This is a genomic window from Micromonospora sp. ATLC20 (assembly GCF_057196585.1).
In genome coordinates, this window is the sequence record NZ_JBXUOV010000189.1 from 1 (window position 1) to 10783 (window position 10783).

At 72.7% G+C, this 10783-nt stretch carries 9 protein-coding genes and 1 pseudogene; 6 read left to right on the top strand and 4 right to left on the bottom strand.

Annotation, left to right across the window (positions count from 1 at the left end; translation table 11 throughout):
* Both AC2CHG_RS26585 and AC2CHG_RS26590 read left to right on the top strand, forming a co-directional pair.
* Positions 1 to 371, top strand: a pseudogene (locus tag AC2CHG_RS26585) (nitroreductase); the annotation flags it as partial.
* A gap of 152 nt (positions 372 to 523) precedes the next feature.
* On the top strand, positions 524 to 3340 hold the full coding sequence (locus tag AC2CHG_RS26590) for a glycosyl hydrolase family 95 catalytic domain-containing protein (RefSeq protein ID WP_484525817.1): 2817 nt from the start codon (positions 524 to 526) through the stop codon (positions 3338 to 3340).
* A gap of 51 nt (positions 3341 to 3391) precedes the next feature.
* Here AC2CHG_RS26590 and AC2CHG_RS26595 read toward each other — a convergent pair whose 3' ends face one another.
* On the bottom strand, positions 3392 to 4105 hold the full coding sequence (locus AC2CHG_RS26595) for a hypothetical protein (RefSeq protein ID WP_091328560.1): 714 nt from the start codon (positions 4103 to 4105) through the stop codon (positions 3392 to 3394).
* Between the two features lie 73 nt (positions 4106 to 4178).
* Between AC2CHG_RS26595 and AC2CHG_RS26600 the strand changes: the two genes are divergently transcribed.
* Positions 4179 to 5006, top strand: a complete 828-nt coding sequence (locus AC2CHG_RS26600) for a PIG-L family deacetylase (RefSeq protein WP_484525818.1) — start codon at positions 4179 to 4181, stop codon at positions 5004 to 5006.
* Positions 5007 to 5052: 46 nt separating this feature from the next.
* Here the strand turns inward: AC2CHG_RS26600 and AC2CHG_RS26605 are convergent, their stop codons facing one another.
* Together AC2CHG_RS26605 and glnA are read right to left on the bottom strand one after the other, a co-directional pair.
* Entirely contained in the window at positions 5053 to 6192 is a 1140-nt protein-coding gene (locus AC2CHG_RS26605) for a carboxylate-amine ligase (RefSeq protein ID WP_355511136.1), read from the bottom strand.
* 141 nt (positions 6193 to 6333) lie between these two features.
* On the bottom strand, positions 6334 to 7758 hold the full coding sequence (gene glnA / locus AC2CHG_RS26610; protein ID WP_484525819.1) for a type I glutamate--ammonia ligase: 1425 nt from the start codon (positions 7756 to 7758) through the stop codon (positions 6334 to 6336).
* A gap of 233 nt (positions 7759 to 7991) precedes the next feature.
* Between glnA and AC2CHG_RS26615 the strand changes: the two genes are divergently transcribed.
* Positions 7992 to 9776, top strand: a complete 1785-nt coding sequence (locus AC2CHG_RS26615; RefSeq protein ID WP_357209652.1) for an N-acetylglutaminylglutamine amidotransferase — start codon at positions 7992 to 7994, stop codon at positions 9774 to 9776.
* A 19-nt stretch (positions 9777 to 9795) separates the two neighbouring features.
* Complete coding sequence (locus tag AC2CHG_RS26620; protein WP_484525820.1) at positions 9796 to 10056, top strand: YegP family protein; 261 nt, start codon at positions 9796 to 9798, stop codon at positions 10054 to 10056.
* A gap of 87 nt (positions 10057 to 10143) precedes the next feature.
* Here the strand turns inward: AC2CHG_RS26620 and AC2CHG_RS26625 are convergent, their stop codons facing one another.
* Positions 10144 to 10314 carry a hypothetical protein gene (locus tag AC2CHG_RS26625; protein WP_013285860.1) on the bottom strand — a complete coding sequence of 57 codons (171 nt, stop codon included), beginning with the start codon at positions 10312 to 10314 and terminating at the stop codon, positions 10144 to 10146.
* A 257-nt stretch (positions 10315 to 10571) separates the two neighbouring features.
* On the opposite strand from AC2CHG_RS26625, the gene AC2CHG_RS26630 reads away from it, so the two are divergent.
* Positions 10572 to 10783 (top strand): aldehyde dehydrogenase family protein (locus AC2CHG_RS26630; RefSeq protein WP_484525821.1); only part of this gene is annotated, 212 nt, incomplete at its 3' end.

Here is a 10783-nt window from a genome sequence, read left to right on the forward strand (position 1 = left end):
CGCTGGGGCTGCCCCGGCTGCTCGCCGCCGCGGGCGGTGATCCGCTGGCGCAGGGCGGCGGGGTGCTGGCGCTCGTCGCGCCGCCCGGTCTGGACGCGGCCGGGCAGGTCGAGTTCGGACGGGTGCTGATGCGGATGTGGCTGACGCTGCACACGGCCGGGCTGGCCGCCCACCCGCTCAGTCAGCTCGTCGACGTGGCCGCCACCCGGGACGCGCTCGGCGCGCTGCTGGACGTGGCGCCGGAGCGGATCGTGCACGTGGCCCGGGTGGGCCGGCCGGCCGCCCCCGCGCCCCGTTCGGCCCGGCGAGTGGAGCACGGATCGGAACTGTTAGCGGTAACACCCCTTGACGCGGTGTCACTTCATCCATGAGAGTCCATGTTGGCTGATGTGTCGCCCGGTCGGGAGCCCTGGGCGCGTAGTGGCAGGAATGCGGCGTCCGGGTGCGCGCGTGTGTGCTGTTAGCGATAACAGCGCCGCCGCGCACCCGGGCCCGTCTCTGATCTGCGCGGTTGGGAGCAACCATGTCCGAAGTGACACGACGAAACATCATCAAGGCCACGGCGGCGGGTGCCGGTGCCGCGCTGGTGCCGGCCGCTTGGAGCGCGACCGCGCGCGCCGGCTCGGCGGCGCCACCACAGGTGCTGGCCGCGAACGACCTGGCACTCTGGTACGACGTACCGGCCGGCACCGACTGGCTGCGCGCCCTGCCGATCGGCAACGGGCGGCTCGGCGCGATGGTGTTCGGCAACGTCGACACCGAACGGCTCCAGCTCAACGAGGACACCGTCTGGGCCGGGGGCCCGTACGACTCGGCGAACACCAGGGGCGCGGCCAACCTGGCCGAGATCCGGCGCCGTGTCTTCGCCGACCAGTGGACCTCGGCCCAGGACCTGATCAACCAGACCATGATGGGCAGCCCGGGTGGGCAGCTCGCCTACCAGACCGTCGGCGACCTCCGGCTCGCCTTCGGTTCGGCGAGCGGGGCGACGCAGTACAACCGGACACTCGACCTGACCACGGCCACCGTCACCACCACGTATGTCCTCAACGGTGTCCGGTACCAGCGGGAGGTGTTCGCCAGCGCGCCCGACCAGGTCATCGTGCTCCGGCTGACCGCCGACCGGGCGAACGCGATCACGTTCTCCGCCACCTTCGACAGCCCGCAGCGGACCACGGTGTCCAGCCCGGACGGCGCGACGGTCGCGCTCGACGGCATCTCCGGGTCGATGGAGGGGGTGAACGGCACGGTGCGGTTCCTCGCGCTGGCGAACGCCGCCGTCACCGGCGGCACGGTCAGCAGCTCCGGCGGCACGCTGCGGGTGTCAGGTGCCACCAGCGTGACGGTCCTGGTCTCGATCGGCACCAGCTACGTCGACTACCGCACCGTCAACGGCGACTACCAGGGCATCGCCCGCAACCGGCTCGCTGTTGCCAAGAGCGTCGACGTCGACCAGCTCCGCACCCGCCACCGCGCCGACTACCAGGCGCTGTTCGGCCGGGTCACGCTCGACCTGGGCCGCACCGCCGCCGCCGACCAGCCCACCGACGTACGGATCGCGCAGCACGCGAGCACGAACGACCCGCAGTTCGCCGCGCTGCTGTTCCAGTTCGGGCGGTACCTGCTGATCTCGTCGTCGCGGCCGGGCACCCAGCCGGCGAACCTCCAGGGCATCTGGAACGACTCGCTGACGCCGTCCTGGGACTCGAAGTACACGGTGAACGCCAATCTGCCGATGAACTACTGGCCGGCCGACACCACGAACCTGTCCGAGTGCCTCCTGCCGGTCTTCGACATGGTCAAGGACCTCACCGTGACCGGCGCGCGGGTCGCCCAGGCGCAGTACGGCGCCGGCGGCTGGGTCACCCACCACAACACCGACGCCTGGCGGGGCGCATCGGTGGTGGACGGCGCGTTCTGGGGCATGTGGCAGACCGGCGGGGCCTGGCTGAGCACGCTCATCTGGGACCACTACCTGTTCACCGGCGACAGCGGATTCCTGCAGGCCAACTACCCCGCCCTCAAGGGCGCGGCCCAGTTCTTCCTCGACACGCTGGTCGCCCACCCGACGCTCGGCTACCTGGTGACGAACCCGTCGAACTCGCCGGAGCTGGCGCACCACGCCAACGCCAGCGTCTGCGCCGGCCCGACGATGGACAACCAGATCCTGCGTGACCTGTTCGACGCCGCGGCCCGGGCGAGCGAGGTGCTCGGCGTCGACGCCACCTTCCGGTCCCAGGTGCGCACCGCCAAGGACCGGCTGCCGCCGAGCCGCGTCGGTTCCCGGGGCAACGTGCAGGAGTGGCTCGCCGACTGGGTCGAGACCGAACGCACCCACCGGCACGTCTCCCACCTGTACGGGCTGCATCCCAGCAACCAGATCACCAGGCGCGGCACCCCGGCGCTGTACGAGGCCGCCCGCAGGACGCTGGAGCTGCGGGGCGACGACGGGACCGGCTGGTCCCTCGCCTGGAAGATCAATTTCTGGGCCCGGCTGGAGGACGGCGCCCGCGCCCACAAGCTCCTGCGCGACCTGGTCCGCACCGACCGGCTCGCGCCGAACATGTTCGACCTGCACCCGCCGTTCCAGATCGACGGCAACTTCGGGGCCACCTCGGGCATCGCCGAGATGCTGCTGCACAGCCACACCGGCGAGCTGCACCTGCTGCCCGCGCTTCCCGGCGCCTGGCCCGCCGGGCAGGCCGCGGGCCTGCGCGGCCGGGGCGGCTACACGGTGGCGCTGGCCTGGAGCAACAGCCAGGCCGACGAGATCACCGTCCGCGCCGACCGCGACGGCACGCTGCGGCTGCGGTCCCGGCTGTTCACCGGGAGCTTCACCCTCACCGACGTCACCGACGGCAGCACACCCGCCACCACCCGCCCGGAGTCCGACGTCGTCGCGCTCACCGTCCGCGCCGGGCACACCTACCGCGCGGCCCGGCCCGGCGTGACACCCTCGCCGACGGCGACGTCCACGCCCTCACCGACCCCGACTACGACGCCGACCCCGACCCCGACCACCAGCTCCCCGGCGCCGTCCGGTGCGCGTGCCACGTACGCGATCACCGGCTCCTGGTCGGGCGGCTTCCAGGCCGAGGTCACGGTGACCGCCGGCGCCACCGCGATCCGCGGTTGGACGGTCTCCTGGACGTTCCCGGACGGGCAGGTGATCAACCAGATCTGGAGCGGTACGCACACCCAGAACGGCGCGAACGTGACGGTGCGCAACGTCGACTACAACGGCTCGGTGCCGGCCGGCGGCTCCACCACGTTCGGCTTCATCGGCTCGGCGGGCGGCACCAACAACCCGCCGGCGAACCTCACCTGCACGACCACCTGAGCACCGGCGCGCCCCGCCGCGGCCACCGGCCGGGGCGGGGCGTACCGCCGGTCAGGCCAGCAGCGTCTCGCGCAGCCGGGCGCCCAGGTTCAGCTCGCCGACCACGCGGGGACCGGCCGGGTCGTACACGGCGATGCGGTGGTTGCGGCGCATCATCTCCCGCACCGCGGGAGGCAGCCGGGGCGGGTCGTCCATCGTCGCGAGCACCCGGGCGCCGGTGCCCATCAGCCGCTCCACGAGCGTCGCGCTGTCGGTGTCCACACGCACCCGGCCGAACTCCCAGCCGGCGGTGGTCAGGTCGAGCACCTCGAACAGGCGCGTCACGAACGGCTGCGGGTCGGTCACCCGGTCCAGCCGGTCGGCCCGCCCGCCGACCACCGCCACGGCGGCGCTGACCTGCGCGTACGGGTGCAGCCCGCTGGGTAGCGCGCCGAGCGGCCAGCGCAGCGCGGGCCCGGCCTCCTTCCACAGGGGCCGGTAGTTGCGGCGGTGCACCAGCAGCCGCCGCCCGGTACGCCGGAACACCTCCTGCGCCTGCCCCTGGAGGTCGGCGTGCGCCTGGTCGGCGGCCTCGCAGACGATCCCGGCGGCCACCACGAGACCGTCGTCATCGGACAGCAGCCGGGTGATCGCGTCGGCCTGCTCCGGGAACCGGAGGCGGGCGTGCGCGCCGTAGGACCGCCGTACGTCCCGCAGCAGCTCCTGCTGACGTGCGGGGTCCAGTTCGACCCGTCCGCCACCGAGCAACCGCTGGAGCCAACCCATCGCGCCTCGCTTCCGTCGCCGTCTGCGGACCGGGCAATGCTAGTTCGTCGGCCGATGCTCGTATGGTGACGGGGTGACCGATCGATCCCTGACCCTGATGGCGGTGCACGCGCACCCCGACGACGAGGCGACGAGCACCGGCGGCGTCCTGGCGCGCTACGCGGCCGAGGGCGTCACCACGGTGCTCGTGACGTGCACCGACGGGGGGTGCGGCGACGGTCCCGGCGGGATCAAACCGGGCGACCCCGGGCACGACCCGCAGGCCGTGGTCGAGATGCGCCGCGCCGAGCTGGCCGCGAGCTGCGAGGCGCTGAAGGTCACCCACCTGGAGACGCTCGACTACGGCGACTCCGGGATGATGGGCTGGGCGACGAACGAGGCGCCCGGCGCGTTCTGGAACACGCCGGTGTCCGAGGCGGCCGGCCGGCTGGCCGAGCTGATCCGGCGCTACCGCCCCGACGTGGTGGTCACCTACGACGAGAACGGCTTCTACGGCCACCCGGACCACATCCAGGCCCACCGCATCACGATGGCCGCCGTCGAGCAGACCGGCATCCCGGCCAAGGTCTACTGGACCACCGTGCCGCGCAGCGCGTTCCAGCAGTTCGGCACGATGATGCGGGAGATCGGGGTGGAGTTCCCCGAGCCGGAGGCGACCGACGAGATGCCGGCGCTGGGCCTGCCGGACGACGAGATCACCACCTGGGTCGACACCAGCGGATACGGCGCGCAGAAGTTCGCCTCGCTCGCCGCGCACGCCAGCCAGGCGGAGAACATCTTCTTCCTGCGCCTCGGGCAGGAGCGGTTCACCGAGCTGATGGGCATGGAGACGTTCGTGCGCGTGCGGGACACCACCGGCGCGCCGACGCCGGAGGACGACCTGTTCGCCGGGCTGCGCTGACCGGGCGCGGGCCCGGTCCGGCGTGTCGTCGGCCGTGCCGCTCATCTCAGGCCGCGACGGTCTGCGCGGCCAAGTGCGCGAGTACCACGCGGATGTCGCCGCCGGTGTCGGCCATGACCTGACGTTGCCGGGTGGCGCCGGTGCCCTCGCGGCGCACCCGCTCCATCTGGCGGCCTACCAGGTCCAGGTCGCCGTGGCGGGTCAGCGCGGGCGTGACGATGCCGAGCATGTCGTCGACGAGGTCCCAGGCGGGCCGGGGCCGCCCGGTGCGCAGGTCGACGAGCTCGCCGTCGACGCCGTCGTGGGCGGCCCGCCAGTGCGCGGCGGCGACCAGGCAGTCCCGGATGCGGGGTGCAGGCACGCCGGCGCGGACGTCGTCGATCAGGGTGGCCACGAGCGCCCGGACCAGCCCGGCGACCAGCACCGTGTCGTCGACGGTGGGACACACGTCGCCGACCCGCACCTCCACGGTCGGGTACGACGCGGACGGGCGGGCGTACCAGTAGACCATCGCGGCGTCGAGCATGATCCCGGCGGTGATCAGGTCCGCCACCGTGGCGTCGTAGTCGGCGGCGGAGTCGAAGTGCGGTGTCGGCCCGATGCTCGGCCACCGTTCCAGCTGCATCGAGCGCCAACTCGCGTGGCCGGTGTCCCGTCCGTCGTGCAGCGGCGAATTGGTGGTGAGCGCCTGTACCACTGGCAGCCACTGGCGCAGGTGGTTGCAGACCTGTACGGCGAGTTCCCGGTCCGGGACGCCGACGTGGACGTGGCAGCCGCAGACCGCCGGGTCGTGGGCCACCGGGCCGAACCGGCGGGACATGGCGTGGTAGCGCTGCTCGTCGGGCACCGTGCGGTGAGCCTCGCAGACCGGGGTGGCGCCGACAGCGACCAGCTGCGCCCCGGCCGCATCGGCCGCCCGCGCGGCCGCCCGGCGCAGCGTGACCAGGTGCTCCCGCAGCTCTCCGAGATCGGGGCTGACCGGCGTCACCATCTCGACCATGCTGTGCCGGAACTCCTGCCGGCTCTGCTCGCGGGCGGTGCCGGAGAGCGCGCCGCGTACCCGGTCGGCGACCGGCATGCTCTCGCCGGTGGCCGGGTCCAGCAGCAGGAACTCCTCTTCCACCCCGAGGGTCAGGACGGTGGGGATCTGCGGGGTGGTGGCGGTGGTGGTGGGCCGCGGCCTCACCGACGGCTCCACCGGCACGGAGCGGTCGGCGTGTCGACGTGAGGCGGAGTCATGTCTCGACGGTACGAGGGCGGGGGCCGGCCCGAGGCCGTTTCCACCGACCACCGCCCCCGCGGGTGGCGGGGGCGGTGGCGGTAAGGCTCAGCAGTCGAAGTAGAGCGCGAACTCGTGCGGAGTGGGCCGCAGCCGGACCGGGTCGACCTCGTTCGCGTTCTTCCAGTCGACCCAGGTGGAGATCAGGTCGGCGGTGAAGACGTTGCCGTCGAGCAGGTAGTCGTGGTCGGTCTCCAGCGCCGCCAGCGCCTCGGGCAGCGAACCCGGGACCTGCTTGACGTCGCCCCACTCCTCCGGGGGCAGGTCGTAGAGGTCCTTGTCGATCGGCGCCGGCGGCTCGATCTTGTTCTTGATGCCGTCGAGACCGGCCATGAGCATGGCGGAGAAGGCCAGGTACGGGTTGCTGGACGGGTCGGGGACGCGGAACTCGACGCGCTTGGCCTTGGGGTTGCTGCCGGTGACCGGGATGCGGGTGCAGGCGGAGCGGTTGCGCTGCGAGTAGACCAGGTTCACCGGGGCCTCGAAGCCGGGGACGAGACGGCGGTAGGAGTTGATGGTCGGGTTGGTGAAGGCGAGTAGCGAGGGTGCGTGGTGCAGCAGGCCGCCGATGTACCAGCGGGCGGTGTCGGACAGGCCGGCGTAGCCGGTCTCGTCGTAGAACAGCGGCTCGCCGCCACGCCACAGGCTCTGGTGGGTGTGCATGCCGGAACCGTTGTCACCGAACACCGGCTTGGGCATGAACGTCGCGGTCTTGCCGTGCGCCCACGCCTCGTTCTTGATCAGGTACTTGAAGAGCTGAAGCTCGTCGGCGGAGTGCAGCAGCGTCGAGAACTTGTAGTTGATCTCGGACTGCCCACCGGTGCCCACCTCGTGGTGCGAACGCTCCACGGTGAAACCGGCGTCCACCATCCGGCGGACCATGCTGTCGCGCAGGTCGGCGTAGTGGTCCACCGGCGGCACCGGGAAGTAGCCGCCCTTGTAGGCGGTCTTGTAGCCGCGGTTGCCGCCCTCCTCGATCCGGCCGCTGTTCCAGGCGCCCTCGATCGAGTCGATGTAGTAGAACGACTGGTGCGCCGAGGTCTCGTGGCGGATCGAGTCGAAGATGTAGAACTCCGCCTCGGCCCCGAAGTACGCGGTGTCGGCGATGCCGCTGGCGGCGAGGTACGCCTCGGCCTTCTTCGCGACGTTGCGCGGGTCGCGGGAGTACGCCTCGCGGGTGAACGGGTCGTGGACGAAGAAGTTCAACGCGACGGTCTTCTGCGTGCGGAACGGGTCCACGAACGCGGTCGCCACGTCCGGCAGCAGCAGCATGTCCGACTCGTGGATCGACTGGAAACCACGGATCGACGAGCCGTCGAAGGCGAGGCCGTCGGTGAAGACGCTGTCGTCGAACGACTCGACCGGCAGGTTGAAGTGCTGCATCACGCCGGGCAGGTCACAGAAACGTACGTCGACGAACTTCACGTCCTCGTCGGTGAGGTATCGCAGGAGTTCCTCGGAATTGGCGAACACACGTCCTCCTGGCAGGCGTCGTTGATCCTGGCCACGTCCCGTGGCCGGACCGCCCGGGGACATGGCCCGTACCGCCACCGTACGACGGCGCGCCGTGCCCGGCTCGCCAACAGCCCATCCGGGTTTCCTTCGCCACAGGCCGGGTAGTCGCCGTACCCGGCGGACCGCCCGGGAGACGACGTGGCGGGAGGTTGGCATGGTGGGTGCTCCGCGACTGACCGGTGGACGCTGAGATGTGCGGGATCAGCGGTGAGGCCAGATTCGACGGGGCCACCCCCGACGCCGACGCGGTGACCCGGATGACCGCCGCCATGCGCTCACGCGGGCCGGACGGCGAGGGCGCGTGGAGTGACGGCTGGATCACCCTCGGGCACCGCCGGCTGACAGTGATCGACCTGTCCGAGGCCGGCGCCCAGCCGATGGTCCGCGACGACCTCGGCCTGGCCCTGGTCTTCAACGGCTGCGTCTACAACTACCCGGAGCTGCGCGACGAGCTGCGCGCGGCCGGGCACACCTTCCACAGCACCAGCGACACCGAGGTGATCCTGGTGGCGTACGCGCAGTGGGGGGAGCGGTTCGTCGACCACCTGGTCGGCATGTTCGCGGTTGCGCTGGTGGACCGGCGGCGGCGCCGCCTCGTGCTGGCCCGTGACCGGCTCGGCATCAAGCCGCTCTACCTCGCCGAGTCGCCCGGCCGGCTCCGGTTCGCCTCCACGCTGCCGGCGCTGCTGGCCGGCGGTGACGTCGACACCGGCATCGACCCGGTCGCGCTGCACCACTACCTGTCCTGGCACTCCATCGTGCCGGCGCCGCGCACGATCCTGCGCGGCATCCGCAAGCTGCCCCCGGCCACGGTCCGGGTGATCGAGGCCGACGGGCGCGGCCGCGAGCGCGTCTACTGGCGGCCCGAGTACCGGCGCGACCCGGCCCACGAGGGCATGGACGCCGCCGACTGGCGGGCCGCCGTCGGGGACGCGCTGCGCACCGCCGTACGCCGCCGGCTGGTCGCGGACGTGCCGGTCGGGGTGCTGCTCTCCGGTGGCCTGGACTCCAGCATGATCGTGGCGCTGCTGGGCGGCGCCGGACAGCACCACCTCCAGACGTTCAGCATCGGCTTCGACAGCCGCGGCGACGAGACCGGCGACGAGTTCCACTACTCCGACCTGGTGGCCCGCACGTTCGGCACCGACCACCACCGCATCCGGCTCGCCGACGGCGACCTCGGCCCGGCCGTACGCGCCACCGTGGCGGCAATGACCGAACCGATGGGCAGCCACGACGTGGTGGCGTTCCACCTGCTCTCCGAGCAGGTCGCCCGGCACGTGAAGGTGGCGCAGTCCGGCCAGGGCGCCGACGAGGTGTTCGCCGGCTACGGCTACCACCACCGGCTTGCCGACGCGGCCCGCGAGGACGCGGCGGCCGAGTTCACCGCGGCGTTCTTCGACCGCGACCACGCCGAGCTGACCGAGGTGGTCGAACCGGCGTACGCCTGCGACGGTGACGCCAGCGGCGAGCTGGTCGCCGCGGACCTGGCCGCGCCGGGCGCGCAGACCGCCGTGGACGCGGTGCTGCGCCTGGACACCCACCTGATGCTGCCCGACGACCCGGTGAAGCGGGTGGACAGCATGAGCATGGCGTGGGGGCTGGAGGTGCGCACGCCCTTCCTCGACCAGGACCTGGTCACGCTCGCCGCGGCGTGCCCGCCGGAGCACAAGCTGGCCCAGGGCGGCAAGGGCGTGCTCAAGGAGGTGGCCCGCGAGGTGCTGCCGGCCGAGGTCATCGACCGGCCCAAGGGCTACTTCCCGGTGCCGGCGCTGCGCAACGTCGACGGTCCCGTGCGAGAGTTGGTGGTCGAGGCGCTGGGTGCGCCCGAGGCGCGCCGGCGCGGGCTGTTCCGCCGGGCGTACGTCGACGAGCTGCTGGCCGAGCCGGACCGGGCCCAGGCCGCCGCCGGCAGCAACAAGCTGTGGCAACTGGGCCTGCTGGAGCTGTGGTTGCAGACGCACGGCGTGAGCTGAGCGGGGCGGGAGGAGCACTGTGAAGTTCGTCATCGAGAGCGAGGCCGACGGCAGTGTGGGGTTCACCGTCGTCGGCGGCGACGGTCAGCTGCTCGCCACCGGGGCGCCCTGCCCGGACAAGGGCTCGGCGCTCGCCGTGGTCGGCGAGCTGATGCACGGCCTGGGCGACGCCTGCGTGGAGGACCGCACCGAGGCCGGCGCCGGGCCGGTGGCCGGCACCCGCACCGATATCGGCGACGACATGTCGGACATCGGCCGCTCCGGCATCCCGCCCGTCTGACCGCGACACGTCCCGGCGACGGGGAGGTTCCGCCGGCCCGGCCGCGACACGTGCCGCCCGGCCGGCGAGCCGGGCGGGACGGTGTGCTCACTGCTCGTCGTCGAGCACGTCCGTGTGGCCGTCGCGGGTGACTGTGGGCGGCAGGTGCTCGTCCGGCTGGGGCGCCTCGGCGAGCGTGTGGTGCGGATCGCCGTCGGGCGAGAACAGCACCCGATCGGTCTTGCGGGTCTTCTCCTGCTCCTCCTCCGGCTCCGTCACCGCGTTCTCCCTCCGCTCACCGGCGCCTCCGGCAGGCCGCCCCTCGTCCCACGCTAGGCGCCGGACGGGCGCCGGGAGCGGGTTTCCGCGCGACGGCCCCGGGCCGGCCCCCACGCGTGCGACGGACGGGGGAGTGCACGGACCGGTCCGACTCTCATGATGGGCGGAGCGCCGCGGCGGGACAACGTGCACGCTGCCCACCCCACACACCCGCGGATACGCTGCCAGCCGCAGGCACCAGCGACGGAGGGGCAGCCGTGGCGCTGACGATGACCGTCGACGGCCGCCCGGCCGCCGGCGCCGGAACCTTCGACGTCGTCGACCCGGCCACCGGCGCGGTGTTCGCCACCGCCCCGGCCTGCCCGCCCGAACTGCTCGACCGGGCGATGGCCGCGGCGACCGCCGCGTACCCGGGGTGGGCTCACGACGACGAGGCGCGGCGCGGCGCGCTGCGCGCCGCGGCCCGGGC